The following is a 22,267-nucleotide window of genomic DNA, read 5'->3' as shown; positions in this document are numbered from 1 at the left end:
TTGTCATTTCGACGTAAGGAGAAATCTTCGCAAGTAACGTTATTCCAATCTTTGTCGAGCTTCTCGCGGAGATTTGCTTCGCCTGTTCGCTATCGCTCGGGTCTCCTCCGTCGAAATGACAAACTGCATGGTTATGCTTTGTGTTTGTACTTTGTCGAGCTCCTCGTGTGATCCTTCGTTCCTCAGGATGACAAACTGTGCGTGCAATACTTTGCGGGGCTTCGACGGAGTTTATCCTGAGGAACGAAGGGCTCAGCCTGGCAGACGTCTCGTATAAATCTTAATTCTTAATACTTAATACTTAATACTCTTCTACAAAATTCTTACACCATCAGGGTTTATCTTCGAAACATGAATTTCATACGGTAAATTCATTTTTTCGTAAACGTCGCTCATGGCTTTTGCGATTTGGTCGGCGGTTTCTTTTCCTCGGCTTAAAGCGAAGATTGATGGGCCAGAACCTGAAATTCCAGAACCTAAAGCGCCGTTTTCGTAAGCCGTTTGTTTGATTTGATCGAAACCTGGAATTAAAACACTTCTTAAAGGTTCTACAATTTCGTCATGAAGCGAACGACCGATTAATTCGTAATCTTTGGTGTAAAGACCTGCAACCAATCCGCCGACATTTCCCCATTGCATAATGGCGCTTTTTAGGGAAACGTTTTGTTTTAAAACCGAACGTGCGTCAGAAGTTTTCAATTCAATTTGCGGGTGAACCACCGTTGCGTACAATTCTTCTGGACTATCAATTCTGATAATATCAAGCGGAGCGTAACTTCTTACCAAAGTAAATCCGCCTAAAAGGGCAGGAGCAACGTTATCAGCATGCGCGTTTCCGCTGGCCAATTTCTCGCCCTGCATCGCAAACTGAACCAAATCTTTACGAGAATACGGTCTTCCTAATAATTCATTAATTCCGAAAACCGCTCCGGCAGAACTTGCCGCACTGCTTCCGATTCCGCTTCCGGCTTTTATGTTTTTATAAATTTCGATTTCAAATCCAAAATCTAGTTCGTCCAAAGTTTCAAGCATTGCCAAAGCCGCCACTCCAGAAACGTTTTTCTCGGTTTCTAAAGGCAAATCGGCACCAACAATTTTAGTGATTCGAACTCCTTTTTGATCGACTTTTCGAACAATCATTTCATCGCCCGCATTGTCTAAGCAAAGTCCGAGTACGTCAAATCCGCATGAGAGGTTGGCAATTGTAGCGGGACAGAATAATTTTATTTCTTTCATTTTTGGTTGGTTTTGCCACGAAGGCACAAAGTCACAAAGTTTTATTTTTTAATGCTTTGGTCTTTTTGCCACGAAGGCGCTAAGGCACAAAGTTTATTTTTATAGTTTCTGAGATACTAAGTTTCTAAGATGCTAAGTATAAAAAAAACTTAGGAACTTAGCGTCTTAGTGCCTTAGCGGCTAAACATTCCCAATACGAATAACGTCAGCAAAAATTCCTGATGCTGTAACAGCTGCTCCAGCTCCGGCTCCTTTGATCAATAAAGGCTGATCTACGTAACGATCTGTGTAGAACAATACGATATTGTCTTTTCCTTCTAGATTGTAGAAAGGATGATCTTTTGGGATGAATTGCAGACCTACGCTTGCTTTTCCGTTTTCGAATTGTGCAACGTATTTCAATCTTGAATCTTTGGCTAAAGCTTCTTTATAAATGCCTTCAAAATGAGCAGCGTGTTTGATTAACGATGCAAAAAAGTCTTCGTTGTTTGTTGTGGCTAAACATTCTGCAGGCAGGAACGATTCGTTTGCAATGGCGTCGATATCCATTTCGTAACCGCTTTCGCGAATTAAGATTAAGATTTTACGAGCTACGTCGATTCCGCTTAAGTCAATTTTTGGATCTGGTTCTGTGAAACCTTGAACTCCAGCTTCTTTTACCACGTCGTGGAAAGAGTTTTTTTCGTCAAAATTGTTGAAAATAAAGTTCAAACTTCCAGATAAAACCGCTTGAATTTTATGCACTTTATCTCCAGATGCAATCAGATTTTTTACCGTATCGATAATTGGCAATCCCGCACCAACATTCGTTTCAAACAAAAATGGAGCGTTGTATTGGCGAGATAAGCTTTTTAGTTTTTTATAATTATCGTAAGCAGAAGAACAAGCAATTTTATTACAAGTTACAACGGCAATACTTTCTTTTAAGAATTTCTCGTAAGCTTCAGAAACCGTTGCATTTGCTGTAATATCCACAAAAATACTGTTGCGTAAATTCAGTTCTTTTGCCTTTTTTATAAATTCTTCAATGCTTGCTGGTTCACCTTCGCTTAAAGCGGCATCCCAATTTTTTAATGAAATTCCGTCTTCATCAAATACCATTTTTCTAGAATTAGACAAAGCAATAACACGAACGTTGATCTTTAAATTATCTTTTAAGAACTTTCTCTGATTGTGAATCTGCTCAATGAATTTTTCTCCCACATTTCCAACTCCCATTACGAACAAGTTCAGCTGTTTTGTGTTTTCTTCGAAGAAATTCTCGTGTAAAGTATTCAATGCTTTTTTGACGTCTCTTTCGTTAATTACAGTCGAGATATTTCTCTCTGAAGCACCTTGCGCAATGGCACGAATGTTTACGTTGTTTTTTCCTAAAGTAGAGAACATTCTTCCGCTTAAACCTTGGTGGTTTTTCATGTTTTCACCCACCAAAGCAATAATGCAAAGATCTTTTTCTACATAACAAGGATCGATTTTGTTCTGCGAAATTTCGATTTCAAAAGCTCTATTAATCGCAATTTCAGCATTATCAGCATCCGAATTTAAAATTCCGATACAAATTGAATGCTCAGAAGAAGCTTGCGTAATAAAAATTACGTTGATTTTTTCTTGAGATAATACTTCAAACAAACGTCTAGAAGAACCCGCAACTCCAATCATTCCTGGACCTTCAAGAGTTAAAAGCGAAATATGATCGATATGGCTAATTCCTTTAACTACAGTGTCTTTAGATTGAATATGGCTAGAAATTAAAGTCCCTTCGGCTTCTGGCTCAAAAGTATTTTTGATTAAAATTGGAATGTTTTTTCTTAAAACAGGCTGAATGGTTGGCGGATACAACACTTTTGCACCAAAATGCGATAATTCCATCGCTTCTTGATATGAAATGTTTGCAATTGGCTGTGCTTGTTTTACAATTTTCGGGTTTGCAGTAAACATTCCGTTTACGTCTGTCCAGATTTCTAGTTGTTCAGCATCGATTGCACCAGCGATAATGGCTGCAGTATAATCTGATCCACCGCGCCCTAGAGTCGAAGTGATTCCGTCTAAAGTCTGCGCAATAAATCCTGGAAGTATATTGATTTTTGATTCATTCGAAGCAAAATATTCCTGAATTAATTGATTGGAAACTTCAAAGTTTACCACAGCTTTTCCGAAGTTACTATCCGTTTTAATCAATTCACGGCTATCTTTGTAAACCGCATCTTTTTCAGTTTGCTGAAATGCTTGAGCAATGATAAAGGAAGAAAGCAATTCTCCAAAACTTAAAATGGTATCGGCAGTTCTTGGAGATAGTTCGCCTAATAAGAAACAGCCGTCTAATAAAGTTTCTAAATGGTTGATGATTCTTTTTACATGACTCAACAAACTGCTTTGTTCGCTTACCGGAATAAGTTCTTTTAATGTATCAAGGTGTTTTTTCTCGATTTCGGCAACAACTTCTCTAAAGCTTTCATCGTTTGCTGCTGCTTTTGCCGCTGCCAATTGCAGTAAATCGGTCACTTTGCTAAGCGCAGAAACTACAACAACAAGTTTGTCATTTTTAGCTTTTTGGTTAACAATTTCGAGAACGAGTTTTATATTTTGAGCATTGGCAACCGAAGTTCCGCCAAATTTTAATACTTTCATTTTGTTTGATATTTTTTAATAAGGTGCAAAGATTTTGAGTGACAAAGGTTCAAAGGTTATCAACTGTGAACTGAAACTGAAAACTGCGACTATTTTTTTTGTAAATGTTTTTTATGTATCCAATAACTCTCTTCTTTCAAGAAAAAAGTATAGGTAACCTAGGATGATATGTAAAAATGTATACCCCTAAGGGGTAGTAGTTGTTGTAGTAGAAATAATGGTAGCAGCAATTGCAACTCTTGTTTGAGCTGTAATAATTGTAGATTGATATTTTATGCTGTTACTTTTCATTTTTGATTTTTCAAAAGTACAGCTTTTTATAAGAGTTAAAAACTTAAAAGGCTTTTTTACGAATATTTTAATAATTCAAATCTCTATAAATCAATATTGAGTATTTGTTAAAATTGAAGATGTTAAATTGATGTTTTAATATATTTAGGACAGCGTTTTTTTAAGATTTAACCCGCGCAAGAGATTGATGTTTAGCCCAAAAAGGCATGAAAAATGGGTAAAAATGAAATTTTCTGGTTCGAAAAGCAATTAAATGTATGTTAAGAGTTCTTATAGAAATTTTAATTATTGTGATAAAATGTTGCTTTTTAATATTGATTTGTTGAATTTTGGCGTTTAAAATTTACAATCATCATGAGAGAAATCCATTATATAAGTTCAGAAACCATCACTTTAGAAACGTTACAAGAAATCTTAAGTCAGAATAAAAAACTTGAATTATCTGAAGAAGCTAAAGTAAATGTTCAGAAATGCCGTGATTATTTAGATAAAAAAATGGCATCGCATACGGCGCCAATTTACGGAATCAATACAGGTTTTGGATCTTTATATAGTGTGAAAATCTCAAATGAAAACTTATCTAAGCTTCAAGAGAATTTAGTAAAATCACACGCCTGCGGAACAGGAGAGGAAGTTCCTGCAGAGATTGTGAAAATGATGCTTTTACTGAAAATTCAATCATTAAGTTATGGGCATTCTGGAATTCAGCTATTAACTTTAGAGCGTTTGGTTGATTTTTACAATAATGATATTTTGCCTATTATTTATACGCAAGGTTCGCTTGGGGCTTCTGGAGATTTAGCGCCGCTGGCACATTTGTCTTTGCCTTTAATTGGAGAAGGAGTTGTATTATTTGAAGGAAAAAAAGTGGCTTCTGCTGAAGTTTTAAAGCATTTTAACTGGGAACCAATTGTTTTGCAGTCAAAAGAAGGTTTGGCTTTACTAAACGGAACTCAGTTTATGAGTGCTTATGGAGCGCATATTTTAATTAAAGCATATAAATATTCGTATTTGGCAGATTTAATTGGAACTATTTCTCTAGAAGGTTTTGATGGAAGAATTGAGCCATTCAACGAATTGATACATTATATACGTCCGCACAAAGGACAAATCGTAACCGCACAAAGAATTACAGAATTTTTGGACGGAAGCGAAATCATTACTCAAGAAAAGAAACACGTTCAAGATCCGTATTCTTTCCGTTGTATGCCACAGGTTCACGGAGCTTCAAAAGATGCGATCGATTATGTTCGAAAAGTATTCAAAACAGAAATCAACTCGGTTACCGATAATCCAAATATATTTATAGAAGCCGATCAGATTATTTCTGGTGGAAATTTCCACGGACAGCCTTTAGCTTTAGCTTTAGACTTTATGGCAATTGCTTTGGCAGAATTAGGAAGTATTTCTGAAAGAAGAACGTATCAGTTAATTTCAGGATTACGTAATCTTCCAGCGTTTTTGGTTGATAATCCAGGATTGAATTCAGGTTTTATGATTCCGCAATATACTGCGGCAAGTATTGCAAGTCAGAACAAGCAATTAGCGACACCTGCTAGTATCGATAGTATTGTTTCTAGCAACGGTCAAGAAGACCACGTGAGCATGGGAGCAAACGGTGCTACAAAAGCCTTACGTATTTTAGATAATTTAGAGCGTATTTTGGCAATCGAATTATTAAATGCATCTCAGGCAATTGCCTACAGAGAGCCTTTAAAATCAAGTGATTTTATCGAAATGTTCTTAAACAGTTATAGAGAAGTGGTGCCTTTGGTAAAAGAAGACAGAATCTTACATAATGACATAGAAAACACGGTGTTATTCCTTGAGAGTTTTCAAATTGAAAACGATTTGTTAACAATGGCTTAACACTGAAACGTGTTATTGAAGGTAATTTTGCGCTATCAAAAATAAAACAATGTCAATAAACAGTATTTTCCAATTTTTAGTGCCGAAAGACAAAAAATTCTTTCCACTTTTTGAAGAAGCTTCAAGCAATTTAATTGAATTAGCTTCTAACTTACACGAAGCTGTAAATTTACCATTAAAAGAAAGAGAAATTCTTTTTCAAAAGATTGACGAATTAGAACAAAAAGGAGAAGACATTACACGTCAGACCAACCTTGAGTTAAGCAGAAACTTTATTACTCCATTTGATAGAGAAGACATTCACACCTTAATTACTTCAATTGACAACGTTGCCGATTACCTTCATGGTGCATCTAGCCGTATGAGATTGTATCAAGTTGATAAGATTACAAAATCTATCAGAAAGATGACAGAAATCAACCTTGAAGCTTGTCAAAACATTGACAGTGCGGTAAAAGAGTTGAGAAACTTACAAAACTTTAAAGTTATTAAAGACGCTTGTGCTAGAATCAACAAACTAGAAAACAAGTCTGATAACGTATATAACAAAGCAGTTTTTGAAATTTTTGAAAACGAAACAGACGCTAAAAATATTATTAAATATAAAGAGGTGTTATCTGTTTTAGAATCAGCAACAGACAAATGTAAGAGTGTTGCGAACATACTAGAATCTATTTCTGTAAAACATTCTTAATTCAATTTTTCAATCTGAAGTTATAATTTTATGACGCTACTTATATTAATTATAGTATTAGCCTTAATTTTTGATTACATCAATGGTTTTCATGATGCGGCAAATGCTATAGCGACTGTTGTTGCAACAAAGGTTTTGACACCTTTTCAGGCGGTTGTCTGGGCAGCATTTTTTAACTTTCTGGCTTATTGGGTTTTTGGATTTGGTGTTGCGGATACTGTTGCTAAAACAGCGCACACAATGGAAATTAACCTTGTTGTTATCCTAGCCGGAGTAATTGCAGCAATCTGTTGGAATTTATTGACTTGGTGGTTAGGAATTCCTTCAAGTTCTTCACATACCTTAATTGGAGGTTTCGCAGGAGCAGCTGTAGCGCACGCTATTGCAGTTCATGGTTTCTCTGGTTATGTTGGAGAAGATGGAGCAACTCACTACTGGTACGAAATTGTAAGCTGGTATAAGGCTGGTAAAGATGGTGGAATGCCCTCGGGAGTCCTCATTATTATTGCATTTATTGTATTGGCACCACTTTTAGGAGTTATTGCTTCTTATTTAATTTCTATTTGGCTGTTAAATGCTTCACGTAAAAGTATCGGACCGAAAATCTTTACTGTAGCTTTAATGCTTGCAACGATTTGGTTTGTTTACGTTCAAATGGTTTCTTATGAAGAAATTGTAGAGCACGGAAAACCTCGTTTCGAATCTCATTTTTGGAGCGTTGTATTCGATTCTCATAATATTAAATGGTTCTTAGTAGCCTTTATTATCTTGACAGTAAGCGCATTCTGTTTAATATTCAGCAGTTTGAATCTTCATCAGGCAGATGCAGCTTTAAAGAAAATGCAGTTATTATCTTCTGCGGCATTTAGTTTAGGTCACGGAGGAAACGATTCTCAAAAAGTAATGGGTATTATTGCTGCTGCTGTAGCGGTTTACATCAATACAAATCCTGGAGTTCATATGGATGCTTGGTTAGATGTTGTGCTTCCAAACGATGACGCAGGAATTAAAGGAGTAATGCCAAGCTGGATTCCGTTAGCGTGTTATTCTGCTATTGCGGCAGGAACTTTAAGTGGTGGATGGAAAATTGTAAAAACAATGGGGTCTAAGATCACTAAAGTAAGTTCGTTTGAAGGAGTTGCAGCAGAAACTGCAGGAGCTTTGACGCTTTACTTTACAGAGCACTTAAAAATTCCGGTAAGTACAACGCATACCATTACAGGATCTATTATTGGTGTTGGATTGACAAAACGTGTATCTGCAGTTCGCTGGGGAGTTACCGTAAGTTTAATCTGGGCATGGATCTTAACTATTCCAATTTCGGCTTTACTAGCTGGTTTGGTTTACTTTATTCTAAGCGTATTTATTTAGTGAAACGATTATTGTAAAATGTAAGATGTAAATTGCATTTTATTTAAATATTTAAAAAGCCGATTTCAAATTGAAATCGGCTTTTTTTATGGGGTTAAATTGATAGTTGATTATTGTCTTAAAGTGCAATTTTAAAAACTTTTCCGGCTCATTTTTATTGTTTTTGATGCTGACCTTTGCAAAAAATTTGGTAATAAACAATTATCAACAGTAACAGGTTTAAAAAGAAAATAATGAAAGGTGTTTTTGACAAGCCATTAATTCTTGATGGCGGAAAAGGAAATGTAGTATTACTATATTCTACTTATATAGTTGATGATGTTTCAAAAGAAGAAGCGGACTATATTATAAAAAAAATTGACAGCGATACGTTTAACACAGGTAATTATGAACTGGTTATTAACGTAAAAAATGTTTTTGAATACGAATTAGAATTGGATCATGACGCCTATATCACATTTGGCGTGAACAATGATGCAGAAACTCATTATAAAACTATTGATTTTAAAGACCCTGAAACTGCAAAAGAAGCTGAACAATTAATAAAAGAACAGTTTAAAAACTTAGGGCTTACCCGAAAAGAAGAGCAGATGTCGCCAATAAGTGCCGCAATTGTACCTCTAATAATTACTGGAGTTACGGCAATTATAGGAGGTTTGATAACCTGGTCTTCTTATGGTTTTCAGGACTGGGAGCCAAGTCGTACTCAAATTGTAAAATGGTATGTTTATTTATTTGTAAAAATTTCAAAAACTGTTGGATATCTTCCGTTTTTAATTGTATCAGTGCTTGCGGTTCTTTTTTGTTTATACAAAACATTTAAAAGAATGGTAAATCCACCATTTAAAGTTACTGCTTCGAAATAGGTGTAATTCCAAATAAAGAACCAGTTAAATAATCAAATTAAAGCTTCTTTTAAATTTATTTTTTAAATAAGATTATTGTACAAAATAATCGCTTTCGAACTGCCCCAATTAGTCTAACTTTTTGGGGCAGTTTAGTTTTAGATTAGGCTTTTTTACTGAATGTATAATTATGTCTTAAAATACAAGTTTAAAAATGTTTGCGGGTAATTGATTCTATTTAAAAATAAGATTTTCATGCATTATTTAACTAGAAATTTTATCAATGAAAAGTAGAATCGTTGTTGTTTGGTCTTGCCTTGTCTTTTTTGCAATTGCTTGTAATAAGAAGAAACCTATTACAAAGGATGAAAAGCCTACAACTGTTAAAAGTGAAACTTCAGACGTGCAGGAAGATTGCAATCAATCGCGAAAGGAAAAAATTATGTATGGAGCCATTGATAAATATGGTAAAGAAATAATACCTGTAATATATGATAATGATATGCATTTTTATAAGGGATATGCAACAGTTGAAAAAGACAAAAAATATGGGGTTATTGATTCGACGGGTAAAATAATCATACCTGTTATATATGATGAGTACTACGGTCTTTCATTTGAAGGAAATCTGGCGTGCGCAAAAACTAATGGAAAATATGCTCTTTTTAATAAAGCAGGAAAGCAGTTAACTCCTTTTAAATACGATGATTTATCCTATTTGGGAGAAGGGCTTTATAGTGGAGCATTCAAGGGTGAGTATAGTATTGTTAATGAAATGGGCAAGGAGATAACATCAATGAAATATCCGAAGCTAGTGTCAGGTTCACCTTTCTGGAGCTCTAGTGAAGGAATTACAATTGTTATTTTTCGTAAGAAATTGGGTTTTATAGATTCAAATGGAAAAGAAATTTGCCCGATAAAATATGATTTTTGGGGTACAGACAATTTTTATAATGGAATTGCAAAAATATGTATAAATGGTAAACGCGGTTTGCTTGATAAACGCGGGAAAGAGATTGTTCCGCCAATATATAGGGTATTACTGCGTCTGGATAATGGCCTTGCATATGTAGGTAATTATGATGCGAACCATATTATGAAATGGGGTGTAATTAATGTGCAAACAGGAAAAATAGTAATGCCTCTAATATATGATCCCTTAATTGCTTTTTCAGATTATATGGAAGAGCGTTTTTTAGATGAGCATGAAGATTTTGTTGACAAAGTGGCATTAGTTAAAAAAAACGAAAAATATGGTTTAGTTAATGAAAATGGAAAGTTTATTATACCATTAATATATGATAATATTTGCTCATTAGGTGAAACTTATTTAGTCATAAAAAATAAAAAATACGGATTTATAGACAGATTTGGAAAAATTATTATTCCGTTAAAATACAAATGTGAATCTAAATATTCAGATTATTATATGAGAAGCGATTTTACAATAAATAGCCCATTGTTATTGTTAAAATCTAATGGTAAATATGGTTTTGCAAATAGACAAGGCAAGTTAGTAACTCCAATAAAATATAATGAAATAACCCGTCTTGACACGGGAGGAATAATTGTATCGAACAATAAAAAATATGGTTTTGTAAATAAAAAAGGGGAGGAAATTATATCTGTCAAGTGTGATAGTATACTTACTGTCGATAATTCTCTCACTGGTTCTGATGTTGTAGGAATTGCAAATGAAATTATAGTTTTTAGTTTAAATAATAAATGGGGAGCAACAGATGTTAACGGAAGAAAGATAGCTCCTCCTATATATGATTCTATGACAGACTTTAGCGATGGTTTTGCGATTGCAGAAAAGGGTAAAAAAGTATTTATAATCAACGAAGATGGCAAAGTGACCAGAAGAAAAATTGAATCTGTTGGAAAATATGACCATGTAAGTAGTTTTTATGAGGGTCGTGCAATTGTAAGTATAAAGAGTTGGGAGTACTAAATGGAAAAGTCTCTTTTTTGATCTAGATATTTCATTTTAATAAATTATGTCTTAAAATAGAAGTTTAAAAATGTTTAGGAGTAATTAATAATGTTTAGTGAGACTATTTTTAGAGATTATTTAACTAGAAAATCCATCATGATAAAAAAACTTTTCCTGATAAGTTTCTATTGTTTACTTATCAGTTTCAATTACGTCAATGCACAACAAAAAATCTCTAAGAAACAAAAACGCTCCAATCAATTATTCATTGTTGTAAAAGATGATCTTTATGGTATTATTGATCAAAATCAAAGAGTAGTTCAGCCTATAAAATATTTTTATATAGAACACAGTGAAGGACTTTTTATTACAGAATTAAATCATGAAGAGTATGGTCTTCTGGATCGGACAGGTAAAATGATAATACCTTTTAAATATGACTACTTAAGTTCCATCCATACAGACTTATTTCGTTTAAAATTAAATGAAAAATGGGGTCTTATAGATGCAGAAGGTAAAGAAGTATTACCTATGATTTATGATGATATCAGCAATTTTTCAGAAGGTTTGATCTGTGTGCGGTTAAATAATAAATATGGATACACAGATAAAAACGGTAAAGAAATAATTTCATTTCGATTTGATAAAGCTTCAGATTTTTCAGAAGGATTAGCTTCTGTAAAATTAAATGGCAAATGTGGATTTATTGATAATAAAGGTAAACAAGTAATCCCATTTGAATTTGATGAGGCATCAGATTTTTCAGAAGGTCTGGCCTCTGTGGGATCAAATGACAAATGCGGAGTTATTGATAAAAAAGGTAAACAAGTTATCCCTTTTTTATACGATTATACAATTGATTTTCAAGAAAGAAAAGCGATAGTAAAGCAGAATAGTAAGGACGTGATTTTAAATAAAAAAGGAGAAGCCATTCTGTTGAAACAGCATTATGATTTTATTTTTCCCTTTTCTGAAAAAAGAGCAGCTGTACTTCAAAACAATAAATGGGGCTATATTGATGAAACGGGAAAAGAGATTGTCCCGCCTAAGTATGGTGACTTTGGAGAAGATTTTCAATCTAATTTTAAAGAAGGAAAAGCAGTTGTGGTTGATAGTATTGGTAAATGGGGTTTTATTGATAGGAACGGGAAAGAAATTATTTCTTTTAAATATGATTACGCACTACCTTTTTCTAAAGGAAAAGCATTGGTAACAATTGATTATGAGCGGTTTTATATTAATAAAAAAGGAAAAAGAATAAAGAATCCAAATTATAGTTTTAATGGATTTTTTCTCATACAAGTAGGTAAGAAGTGGGGAGTTGTAAACAAAAAAAATGAAATTATTATTCCTGCTGTTTACGATAATATTATTCAGGTTCAATAAATCAAATAATGAAAAAAAGATTTTTAATTTTAGGATGCTTTCTTATTGTGTTATCAGGTGAATTTACACATTCTCAAAAGCAAATTGATTCCCATAAAGTATCAGAGAATAAAATAGATAATAGCGATCAATTGTATATAGTCAGCGATAAAGATCGTTATGGAATTATTAATGGCGAAAATAAAATCGTTGTCGATTTGATTTACGACTATATGCACAAGAGTACTGAAAATCTAATACTTGTGGAGCTAAATGGAAAAAGAGGTCTCATAGATAAAAAAGGTAAAGAAATAGTACCTCCTATATACATAGATATTTATGATTTCATAAATGACAGAGCGTTAATAAGAACAGAAGAAAAATATGGTTTTATAAATACAAAAGGAATTTTTAAAGTGCCATTAAAGTATGACTGGGCTGATGATTTTTCAGATGGCAGGGCAATAGTAAGAGTAAATGAAAAATTAGGGTTTATAGACACAACCGGAACAGAAGTTATAAAACCAAATTATCTGGAAGCTATGAATTTTTCAGAAGGATTGGCAGCTGTAAAAATAAGGAAGCATTGGGGTTTCATTGATAAAACAGGAAAAGTAATTGTTTCTCCAATTTATGACTTTGATAGCTACGATGCGGTATTTGTTTTTTTGGAAGGTTTAGCCAGAGTTGTAGTTGATGATAAATGGGGTTACATCGATAAGACGGGTAAATATGTGATACCGCTTAGATATTCCTTTGCATACAATTTTATAGACGGTAAAGCTTATGTAGTATCAGAAAAGGGTGAGTCGCTATTTATTGATAAAACTGGAAAAATAGTAAGGTCAGGTGATGAATTATTTCCTGCTAAAGAGGCTGAGCCGTCTGAAGGTATGATTAAAATAGAAGTTAATGATAAATGGGGATTCAGCAATGAGAATGGTGACACAGTAATAACGGCAATTTATGACGATGTAAATGATTTTAAAAATGGAGTAGCCTGTGTCAAAATGAATGGAAAATGGGGGGTAATAAATAAAACGGGTGAAGTAATTATTCCCATTCAATATGAAATCATTATTCCAATTTATAACTAATTAACTTTAAAACTGCTTTTGCAGATTTTTACGATTATGCTTGCGCTTGTAATGCGTCTGCTTAAGCTGTTTCTGATCTTTCGAAATGATGCTTATAGTTCCGTCAATTTCTAGCATGGCGAGTTTAATATCAGTTAAATGCTCTAAACCATGTTCACGCGCAGCTTCTTTTAATTCTTCGTGCGAAACATCTAATCGGCTCAAAGTTTTAAAATCTAACACACCATCGTAAATTAATATTTCAGGTTTGTCAAGTAATAAGTCACCTAGAGTTTTGAATCTCTTTGTCAGTTTTTTGATGGCAAAGTTTATGGTAAACAAAACTAAAGCTGCAACTAGACCTCCAATAAGACTGGTGTCAGGACCAACCATTGCATTTTGAACGGAGTTGCTGATTAATAAAATCAAAATAATGTCGGCAGTGTTTAATTGCGAAAGTTCTTTTTTGCCAAAAACACGAAGCGCAATCGTCATGAAAAAATAAACAGCAACGCTTCTGATAATAATATCTAAATATGGAAAATGCATTTTTTTTATTTTAAAGTTAAATAAAAAAGCTTTGCCAAAGTTTTAAACTTTGACAAAGCTGCTAAATTATTTATAGGGAATTAAGTTTAAATGAACTTAATTATAATTTGAAATTCTTTTCAATCGCTCTAATCATTTCTCCAGCCACATCTTTGTTAGTTGCACCTTCAATTCCTTCTAAACCAGGAGAAGAGTTTACTTCAAGCAATAGCGGTCCTTTAGACGAACGGATAATATCAACTCCAGCCACTTTCAAATCCATTGCTTTTGCGGCTTTAATGGCGATTTTTTTCTCTTCGGCAGTTACTTTTATTACAGATGCTGTTCCGCCCAAATGAATATTAGCTCTAAACTCGCCAGGCATAGCTTCACGTTGGATTGCAGCAACCACTTTTCCGTCAATTACAAAACAACGAATATCTTTTCCGTTGGCTTCCTTGATAAATTCTTGAACCAAGATGTTGGCATTTAAACTTTTAAAAGCATTGATTACACTTTCTGCCGCTTTTTTAGTTTCAGCCAAGACCACGCCTTTTCCTTGCGTTCCTTCCAATAATTTTACAATTAGTGGCGAACCGCCAACCATTTTAATTAAATTGTCTGTATCAAGCGGAGAATTGGCAAATCCGGTAGTTGGAATATCTATTCCGCTATTCAGTAATAGTTGTAACGAATATAGTTTATCTCGAGATTGCGTTATGGCTGTAGCCGAATTTAATACAAAGACTTTTAACGCTTCAAATTGACGTGTCAAAGCACAGCCATAAAAAGTGATGCTTGGTCGAATTCTCGGAATAATAGCATCAAATTCATTTAAGATTTTCCCGCCTCGGTAATGAATTTCAGGTTTTTTAGCATCCAGTTTCATGTAGCATTCCTTGATATTTAAGAAATGCATTTCGTGCCCGCGCATTTCGCCGGCTTCCATAATTCTTTTATTGCTGTACAATTCTGGATTGCTGGCTAAAAGACCAATTCGTAAACCTGTAGTTGCTTTTTCTGAATTTTGATATAATTCTTTTAAAGATTCTGCTGTAGGCTGTCCTAAAAGATATTTTTGCTCAGGATCAACTAAAACCCTGCCGCTCATAGCTTCGCGTCCTAAAAGCATTCTAAAACCCATAGAATCGCGATTGGTCAAAGTCATTTCGATTGGCCATTTGGCATCACCAATTTTTAAGTTGGTTTGGATCACATAGCGATGTTCTCTAAATCCGCTCGAACTTTTTACAATTCGTTTATCAACCAAAGGCGCTTCACAATGAATAATGGTTTTGATATTATTCTGAATTGGATTAATATCGAATTTAACCCAATTGGCATCATTTTTTATAAAAGGAGCTATGTTTAAAGCGTGCATTGCCGAAGTTTTGGCACCAGAATCGACACGAGCTTTAATTGTCGGGATTCCAAGTTCTGGAAATGAGCACCATTCTTCGCTACCTAAAATGACTTTGTTTTGAAGCATATTTTGTTTTTTATTATAGAATTTAAATTCAAAAATAGCTATTTGCTTTTACTAAAGATAGTGATTTTTGATAAAAAAAATACCCGTTATGTTATGAAAACGTAACGGGCATATTATGAATGTTATAAATTTTGACTAATTTATTGATTCGTTGGCTCTTCGGCTTTATGAATCTCAACTGATAATTCTTGAGAATCTTCTTTTAAGTCCATCATAATTTCATCACCAGAATGTATTTTTGAAGTGATGATTTCTTCAGCCAGCAAATCTTCAACGTATTTCTGAATCGCTCTTTTCAGCGGTCTTGCTCCAAATTGTTTGTCAAAACCTTTTTCAGCGATAAACGCTTTTGCTTTATCAGTTAAGCTCAATTTGTAGCCTAACTCTGCAATGCGAGAATACAGTTTTTTCAATTCGATTTCAATAATCAAATCAATATCAGCTTTTTCTAATGCATTAAATACAATTACATCATCTATTCTGTTTAAGAATTCAGGAGCAAAAGTTTTCTTCAAAGCGTTTTCGATAATGCTTTTTGAGTTTTCATCGGCCTGAGCTGTTCTTGCGGCAGTACCAAATCCAACACCTTGTCCGAAATCTTTCAACTGACGAGCACCAACGTTAGAGGTCATGATAATGATAGTGTTTTTAAAGTCAATTTTACGACCTAAACTATCTGTTAAATATCCGTCATCTAAAACTTGAAGCATCATATTGAATACATCTGGGTGCGCTTTTTCGATCTCATCTAAAAGAACTACACAGTACGGTTTTCTACGAACTTTCTCCGTCAATTGACCACCTTCTTCGTATCCAACGTATCCTGGAGGCGCTCCAACTAAACGAGAAATCGCAAATTTCTCCATGTATTCACTCATATCGATACGAACTAAAGCATCTTCAGAATCAAATAATTCTTTTGCTAATACTTTAGCCAACTGTGTTTTACCAACACCAGTCTGGCCTAAGAAAATGAATGAACCAATTGGTTTGTTCGGATCTTTAAGTCCAGCTCTGTTACGCTGAATAGAACGAGCGATTTTTAAAACAGCTTCATTTTGACCAATTACTTTATTCTGAATCAATTCAGGCAATTGCGCCAATTTGTTGCTTTCTGTTTGAGCAATTCTGTTAACAGGAATTCCAGTCATCATAGAAACAACATCGGCTACATTATCTTCTGTAACTTCAATTCTGTTGTTTTTAGAATCTTCTTCCCATTGCTCTTGTGCTGTAGCAAGATCTTTTTCGATACGTTTTTCATCATCGCGAAGTTTGGCTGCTTCTTCATATTTTTGTTTTTTAACAACCATATTTTTCATCTCGCGAACTTCTTCTAACTGACGTTCTAAATCCAAAATTTGTTTTGGAACATCGATGTTAGTAATGTGTACACGTGAACCTGCTTCGTCCATTGCATCGATAGCTTTGTCTGGTAAGAAACGCTCAGACATATATCTGTTTGTTAGCTTAACACAAGCTTCAATAGCTTCTGGAGTGTAAGTTACGTTGTGGTGATCTTCATATTTATCTTTTACGTTGTTCAAAATTGCGATTGTTTCTTCAACAGAAGTTGGTTCTACAATTACTTTTTGAAAACGTCTTTCTAAAGCACCGTCTTTTTCAATATACTGTCTGTACTCATCAAGAGTAGTAGCACCAATACATTGAATTTCTCCTCTTGCTAAAGCAGGTTTGAACATGTTTGAAGCATCAAGCGAACCTGTTGCTCCACCAGCGCCTACAATAGTGTGGATTTCGTCAATAAAAAGAATAATATCGTCATTTTTCTCCAGCTCGTTCATTACGGCTTTCATTCTTTCCTCAAACTGTCCTCTGTATTTCGTTCCAGCAACTAAACTTGCTAGATCAAGAGTTACAACACGTTTGTGGAAAAGAATACGCGATACTTTCTTTTGGATAATACGTAGCGCCAGTCCTTCTGCAATTGCAGATTTACCAACTCCAGGTTCTCCAATAAGAAGCGGATTGTTCTTTTTTCTACGGCTTAAAATTTGCGATACACGCTCAATTTCTTTTTCACGTCCTACAACAGGGTCTAATTTTCCTTCTTCGGCCATTTCTGTTAAATCTCTCCCAAAATTATCTAAAACCGGAGTCTTAGATTTTTTGTTTGACTTATTGGCGGGATTATTAAAACTGCTTTCTTTAAGACTGTCATCTTGTCCTGAATCATCATTATATGATTCGTTTCTTGGCAAGTTTTCTAAGAATTCTTCTTCGTTTGGAGTCATATTTAAATACTGTTCTTTAGCTACATCATAATCTATTTTTAGTTTATTCAATAGCTTGGTTGTTGGATCGTTTTCGTTTCTCAAGATACATAACAGCAAATGTGCCGTGCTTATCGATGAACTTTGAAATACTTTTGCTTCAAGAAAAGTGGTCTTCAGGGCTCTTTCTGCCTGTCGGGTAAGATGAAGGTTTTTCTTTTCTGCATTTACTTCAACGCTCAAGTTGGCAGGGCTAAGCACTTCTACTTTTCTGCGTAAATGATCTAAATCGACAGCTAGGTTATTAAGTATATGAATAGCTTTTCCGTTACCATCTCTTAAAATACCTAGCATAAGATGTTCTGTACCAATAAAGTCGTGCCCTAAACGAAGAGCTTCTTCCTTACTGTACGTAATTACATCTTTTACTCTTGGTGAAAAATTATCATCCATAATATATAATTGGTATTGTAAATTTAGTGAATTACTGTTTTAAAAACAAAAACCGTACCTTCAAGAACTACTGTCAGCTAATAGACGAAAAAAAAGAGAATAAAAGAGTTAAAAAACGCTTAATTTATTAACTAAAAGCGGAAATAAAGTTGTTAATAAATCATTTAAATAAGTGTAAGGAAATAGCTGAAAAAATTTTAAAAAAACGTATCTTGGCACGCTTTGAAACTAATGTAATTATTAAAACATAACAACTTATGTCTGAAGGAGAAAAGTTAATTCCTATTAACATTGAAGATGAAATGAAATCAGCTTACATCGATTATTCGATGTCAGTAATTGTATCGAGAGCGCTTCCTGATGTTAGAGATGGCTTGAAACCAGTGCATCGAAGAGTTCTTTACGGAATGTATGATTTAGGTGTAACATCAAGATCTGCCCACAAAAAGTCTGCGAGAATTGTAGGGGAGGTTCTGGGTAAGTACCACCCGCACGGAGATACTTCTGTATATGATGCAATGGTACGTATGGCTCAGGAATGGAGTATGCGTTATTTATTAGTTGATGGTCAGGGTAACTTTGGTTCTGTCGATGGAGACAGTCCTGCAGCAATGCGTTATACTGAGGCCAGAATGCGTAAAATCTCAGAAGATATTATGGCAGATATCGAAAAAGAAACAGTTGATTTTCAGCTGAACTTTGACGATACTTTATATGAGCCAAAAGTAATGCCTACACGAGTTCCTACTTTATTAGTAAATGGAGCAACTGGTATTGCGGTTGGTATGGCGACTAATATGCCACCACACAATTTAACAGAGGTTATCAATGGTACTTTAGCATACTTAGATAATAATGATATTGAGGTTGATGAATTAATGACACATATTAAAGCTCCTGATTTTCCAACGGGAGGTGTGATATATGGTTATGAAGGCGTTCGTGAAGCTTTTAAAACAGGTAGAGGACGTATCGTAATGCGTGCTAAAGTTGGTTTTGAAGAAGTGGACGGAAGAGAGTGTATCATTGTTACTGAAATTCCATATCAGGTTAACAAAGCCGAAATGATCAAACGTACGGCTGATTTGGTTAACGAGAAAAAAATTGAAGGTATTGCGAACATTCGTGACGAATCTGATAGAAATGGTATGCGTATCGTTTATATCTTGAAACGAGATGCTACGCCAAACGTGGTTTTAAATACCTTATATAAATATACTTCATTACAATCTTCTTTTAGTGTAAATAATATTGCATTAGTAAAAGGGCGTCCGCAAATGTTGAATCTGAAAGATATGATTCATTATTTTATTGAGCACCGCCACGAAGTTGTAGTTAGAAGAACACAGTTTGAATTACGTAAGGCAGAAGAGAGGGCCCATATCTTAGAAGGGTTAATTATTGCTTCTGACAATATCGATGAAGTAATTGCGTTAATTAGAGGTTCTAAAAACACAGATGAAGCTAGAGAAAAATTAATCGAAAGATTTAAATTATCAGATATTCAAGCTCGTGCTATTGTTGAGATGCGTTTACGTCAGTTAACAGGTCTGGAGCAAGATAAATTAAGAGCTGAGTTTGAAGAATTAATGAAGTTAATTGAGCATTTGAAAGCTTTATTAGCAGATGTTAATTTGAGAACAGATTTGATTAAAGAAGAGCTTACAGAAATTCGTGATAAATATGGTGATGAAAGACGTTCTCAAATTGAATATTCTGGAGGAGATGTGAGTATTGAAGATTTAATTGCTGACGAAAATGTGGTTATTACAATTTCGCACGCAGGTTACATCAAACGTACAAACCTTACAGAATACAAAACGCAAAATAGAGGAGGGGTTGGACAGAAAAGTGCCGGAACAAGAGATCAAGATTTCTTAGAGCACATGTTTGTGGCAACAAACCACCAATATATGATGTTCTTTACCCAAAAAGGAAAATGTTTTTGGATGCGTGTTTACGAAATTCCAGAAGGAAGTAAAACAGCAAAAGGTAGAGCAATTCAGAACTTGGTAAACATTGAAAGTGATGATAAAGTAAAAGCTTTCATTTGTACACAAGATTTAAAAGACAAAGATTATATCAATACGCATAATCTTGTAATGGTTACCAAACAAGGTCAGGTGAAGAAAACTTCTTTAGAGAAATATTCTAAACCAAGAGCAAATGGAGTTGCTGCCATTACAATTAAAGAAGGAGATGAGTTAATTGGAGCTCAGTTGACAAACGGAGAAAGCCAAATTATCTTAGCGGTTAAATCTGGTAAATTAGTTCGTTTTGAAGAAACGAAAACACGTCCGATGGGAAGAACAGCCTCTGGAGTTCGTGGAATTACCTTAAAAGATGAAACTGACGAGGTAATCGGAATGGTTACGGTTGATAAAAACGATATTTCTACCTCTCAAATCTTAGTTGTAACTGAAAATGGATACGGAAAACGTACTAAATTGGTTGACGACGACGGAGAAGACGTGTACAGAATTACAAACCGTGGAGGTAAAGGGGTTAAGACACTTAATATCACGGATAAAACAGGTAAATTGATCTCGATCAACGCTGTTACTGATGCAGATGACTTAATGATTATTAATAAATCTGGATTAACAATTAGAATGGCAATCGAAGATTTACGTGTTATGGGACGTGCAACTCAAGGTGTTCGATTAATTAATCTTAAAGGAAAAGATTCTATCGCTGCAGTAACAACTGTAATGAAAGATGATGCGGAAGAAGTAGAATTGGATGAAGATGGAAATGTAATCGGTGCAATTGAGAGAGTTAAACCAGATTTGGAGGTTCTAGAAGATGACGGATCTGTAGAAGAGGAAGACGACTCTGATGATGAAGTAGAAGAGGAAGACGATGCTGAAGCAGAAGATGAAGAGTCTGAAGAATAATTGAAAAACAGAAAATTAAATACAAACAAATACCATTATGAAAAGTAAATATGTAATACTTGCATCAGCATTACTGATCTCTGTAGCTACGTTTGCTCAGAAAGATCAAATTAAGAATGCTGAAAAGGCATTAAAAGGCGGAGACGCGCAAGGCGCTATTGCTCAATTGAAAGATGCAGAGAACTTAATTGCAAATGCTAAAGATACAGAACAAGCACAATACTATTTCGTTCAAGGAAATGCTTTTCTTGACCTTGCAAACAAAAAGGTTGAAGAAGGTAAAAACTTATTAGCAGCAGCAGATAGCTACAAGAAATTAATTGATGTAGAAAAAGCTTCAGGAAAACAAAAATATTCTACACAAGCAGCAGCGTCAATTACTAACATTAAAGGATTGTTAATTAATTCTGCAATTGCTGACACGCAAGTAAACAAACATGCTGAAGGTGCAAAGAAATTGTATGAAGCATATGAGTTAGACAAGAAAGATACAATCAACTTGTATTATGCGGCTTCTACAGCTGTGAATTCACAAGATTATGATCTTGCTTTACCAATGTATGAAGAGTTGAAAAAATTAAACTTTTCTGGAAAAGGAACTTTGTACTTAGCTGTAAACAAAGCTAACGGAAGCGAAGATAACTTTGCTAATGCTAAAGAAAGAGATTTAGCTATTAAATTAGGAACTCACGAAAAACCTAAAACAGAGGCTATTCCTTCTAAAAGAGGTGAAATCTACAAAAACTTAGCCTTAATTTTAGTTCAAAAAGGACGTACTGAAGATGCTAAAAAAGCAATCTCTGATGCTAGAAAAGCAAACCCAGAAGATTCTTCTTTAATTCTAACGGAAGCAAATTTATACTTAGAAAGTAAAGATTACGAGACATACAAAAAATTAGTTGGTGAAGCTTTAGAAAAAGATCCAAAAAATGCTGATTTAGTATTCAATTTAGGAGTAATTAGCTCTGGAGCTAAAAACACTGCTGACGCAGAGAAATATTACTTAAAAGCAATTGAAATCAATCCTGAGTATACAAATGCTTACTTGAATCTTGCTGCTTTAAAATTAGAAGCTGAAAAACCAATCATCGACGAGATGAATAAATTAGGTACTTCTGCTAAAGACATGAAACGTTACGATGTTTTAAAAGCACAAAGAGAGGCTGTTTTCAAAGGAGTTATTCCTTACCTTAAAAAAGCAAACGAATTAGATCCTAAAAACGAGGATGTTTCTAAAACATTATTAGGAGTTTACAACGCTCTTGAAATGACTGCAGAAGCTAAAGCTTTGAAAGCAAAAATGTAATTACAAGCTTTTTAAAATATAAAAAAAAACCATTCACCGCGGTGAATGG

At 34.3% G+C, this 22,267-nt stretch carries 14 protein-coding genes; 9 read left to right on the top strand and 5 right to left on the bottom strand.

All coding sequences use genetic code 11. The features are described 5' to 3' along the window. Positions 1-312: 312 nt before the first annotated feature. Together ACFO3N_RS24155 and thrA are read right to left on the bottom strand one after the other, a co-directional pair. A complete protein-coding gene (locus tag ACFO3N_RS24155; protein WP_379801401.1) occupies positions 313-1,236 on the bottom strand; it encodes a homoserine kinase in 924 nt (307 codons plus the stop codon). A 180-nt stretch (positions 1,237-1,416) separates the two neighbouring features. Continuing rightward, positions 1,417-3,864 (bottom strand): bifunctional aspartate kinase/homoserine dehydrogenase I, encoded by a 2,448-nt coding sequence (gene thrA / locus ACFO3N_RS24150; protein ID WP_379801400.1) that lies wholly within the window; start codon positions 3,862-3,864, stop codon positions 1,417-1,419. 645 nt (positions 3,865-4,509) lie between these two features. On the opposite strand from thrA, the gene hutH reads away from it, so the two are divergent. From hutH to ACFO3N_RS24115, 7 genes are all read left to right on the top strand, one after another. Further along, complete coding sequence (gene hutH / locus ACFO3N_RS24145; RefSeq protein WP_379801399.1) at positions 4,510-6,024, top strand: histidine ammonia-lyase; 1,515 nt, start codon at positions 4,510-4,512, stop codon at positions 6,022-6,024. 49 nt (positions 6,025-6,073) lie between these two features. Further along, entirely contained in the window at positions 6,074-6,718 is a 645-nt protein-coding gene (locus ACFO3N_RS24140) for a DUF47 domain-containing protein (RefSeq protein ID WP_008462731.1), read from the top strand. Positions 6,719-6,748: 30 nt separating this feature from the next. Then, the gene (locus ACFO3N_RS24135) at positions 6,749-8,089 is read left to right on the top strand and encodes an inorganic phosphate transporter (protein WP_343543531.1); all 1,341 of its coding nucleotides are present in this window, start codon (positions 6,749-6,751) and stop codon (positions 8,087-8,089) included. Between the two features lie 233 nt (positions 8,090-8,322). Next, on the top strand, positions 8,323-8,955 hold the full coding sequence (locus ACFO3N_RS24130) for a hypothetical protein (RefSeq protein ID WP_379801398.1): 633 nt from the start codon (positions 8,323-8,325) through the stop codon (positions 8,953-8,955). Positions 8,956-9,217: 262 nt separating this feature from the next. Continuing rightward, a complete protein-coding gene (locus tag ACFO3N_RS24125) occupies positions 9,218-10,888 on the top strand; it encodes a WG repeat-containing protein (RefSeq protein WP_379801397.1) in 1,671 nt (556 codons plus the stop codon). Between the two features lie 138 nt (positions 10,889-11,026). Continuing rightward, positions 11,027-12,256: a WG repeat-containing protein gene (locus tag ACFO3N_RS24120; RefSeq protein ID WP_379801396.1), complete on the top strand. Its 1,230-nt coding sequence runs from the start codon at positions 11,027-11,029 to the stop codon at positions 12,254-12,256. 8 nt (positions 12,257-12,264) lie between these two features. Then, positions 12,265-13,332 carry a WG repeat-containing protein gene (locus ACFO3N_RS24115; RefSeq protein WP_379801394.1) on the top strand — a complete coding sequence of 356 codons (1,068 nt, stop codon included), beginning with the start codon at positions 12,265-12,267 and terminating at the stop codon, positions 13,330-13,332. 6 nt (positions 13,333-13,338) lie between these two features. On the opposite strand, the gene ACFO3N_RS24110 is transcribed toward ACFO3N_RS24115, so the two are convergent. The 3 genes from ACFO3N_RS24110 to ACFO3N_RS24100 all read right to left on the bottom strand — a co-directional run bounded on the left by ACFO3N_RS24110 (position 13,339) and on the right by ACFO3N_RS24100 (position 18,015). Beyond that, on the bottom strand, positions 13,339-13,860 hold the full coding sequence (locus ACFO3N_RS24110; RefSeq protein WP_379801393.1) for a DUF421 domain-containing protein: 522 nt from the start codon (positions 13,858-13,860) through the stop codon (positions 13,339-13,341). A 100-nt stretch (positions 13,861-13,960) separates the two neighbouring features. Further along, positions 13,961-15,328 carry a 30S ribosomal protein S6--L-glutamate ligase gene (gene rimK / locus ACFO3N_RS24105; RefSeq protein ID WP_095930862.1) on the bottom strand — a complete coding sequence of 456 codons (1,368 nt, stop codon included), beginning with the start codon at positions 15,326-15,328 and terminating at the stop codon, positions 13,961-13,963. 140 nt (positions 15,329-15,468) lie between these two features. After that, positions 15,469-18,015, bottom strand: a complete 2,547-nt coding sequence (locus ACFO3N_RS24100; protein WP_095930861.1) for an ATP-dependent Clp protease ATP-binding subunit — start codon at positions 18,013-18,015, stop codon at positions 15,469-15,471. Between the two features lie 257 nt (positions 18,016-18,272). On the opposite strand from ACFO3N_RS24100, the gene gyrA reads away from it, so the two are divergent. Both gyrA and ACFO3N_RS24090 read left to right on the top strand, forming a co-directional pair. Next, positions 18,273-20,912 (top strand): DNA gyrase subunit A, encoded by a 2,640-nt coding sequence (gyrA, locus tag ACFO3N_RS24095; RefSeq protein ID WP_379801392.1) that lies wholly within the window; start codon positions 18,273-18,275, stop codon positions 20,910-20,912. A gap of 37 nt (positions 20,913-20,949) precedes the next feature. Then, a complete protein-coding gene (locus ACFO3N_RS24090) occupies positions 20,950-22,218 on the top strand; it encodes a tetratricopeptide repeat protein (protein ID WP_379801391.1) in 1,269 nt (422 codons plus the stop codon). Positions 22,219-22,267 lie beyond the last annotated feature (49 nt).

Source organism: Flavobacterium chungangensis, from assembly GCF_042654045.1.
GTDB classification, from domain to species: domain Bacteria; phylum Bacteroidota; class Bacteroidia; order Flavobacteriales; family Flavobacteriaceae; genus Flavobacterium; species Flavobacterium chungangensis.
The sequence above is the reverse complement of the archived record's forward strand: the minus strand, read 5'-3'. Positions and strand labels throughout refer to the sequence as shown.

Coding starts and splice junctions, on each gene's coding strand:
- ACFO3N_RS24155 (WP_379801401.1), bottom strand. CDS start 1,236: ATGAAAGAAATAAAATTATTCTGTCCCGCTACAATTGCCAACCTCTCA.
- thrA (WP_379801400.1), bottom strand. CDS start 3,864: ATGAAAGTATTAAAATTTGGCGGAACTTCGGTTGCCAATGCTCAAAAT.
- hutH (WP_379801399.1), top strand. CDS start 4,510: ATGAGAGAAATCCATTATATAAGTTCAGAAACCATCACTTTAGAAACG.
- ACFO3N_RS24140 (WP_008462731.1), top strand. CDS start 6,074: ATGTCAATAAACAGTATTTTCCAATTTTTAGTGCCGAAAGACAAAAAA.
- ACFO3N_RS24135 (WP_343543531.1), top strand. CDS start 6,749: ATGACGCTACTTATATTAATTATAGTATTAGCCTTAATTTTTGATTAC.
- ACFO3N_RS24130 (WP_379801398.1), top strand. CDS start 8,323: ATGAAAGGTGTTTTTGACAAGCCATTAATTCTTGATGGCGGAAAAGGA.
- ACFO3N_RS24125 (WP_379801397.1), top strand. CDS start 9,218: ATGAAAAGTAGAATCGTTGTTGTTTGGTCTTGCCTTGTCTTTTTTGCA.
- ACFO3N_RS24120 (WP_379801396.1), top strand. CDS start 11,027: ATGATAAAAAAACTTTTCCTGATAAGTTTCTATTGTTTACTTATCAGT.
- ACFO3N_RS24115 (WP_379801394.1), top strand. CDS start 12,265: ATGAAAAAAAGATTTTTAATTTTAGGATGCTTTCTTATTGTGTTATCA.
- ACFO3N_RS24110 (WP_379801393.1), bottom strand. CDS start 13,860: ATGCATTTTCCATATTTAGATATTATTATCAGAAGCGTTGCTGTTTAT.
- rimK (WP_095930862.1), bottom strand. CDS start 15,328: ATGCTTCAAAACAAAGTCATTTTAGGTAGCGAAGAATGGTGCTCATTT.
- ACFO3N_RS24100 (WP_095930861.1), bottom strand. CDS start 18,015: ATGGATGATAATTTTTCACCAAGAGTAAAAGATGTAATTACGTACAGT.
- gyrA (WP_379801392.1), top strand. CDS start 18,273: ATGTCTGAAGGAGAAAAGTTAATTCCTATTAACATTGAAGATGAAATG.
- ACFO3N_RS24090 (WP_379801391.1), top strand. CDS start 20,950: ATGAAAAGTAAATATGTAATACTTGCATCAGCATTACTGATCTCTGTA.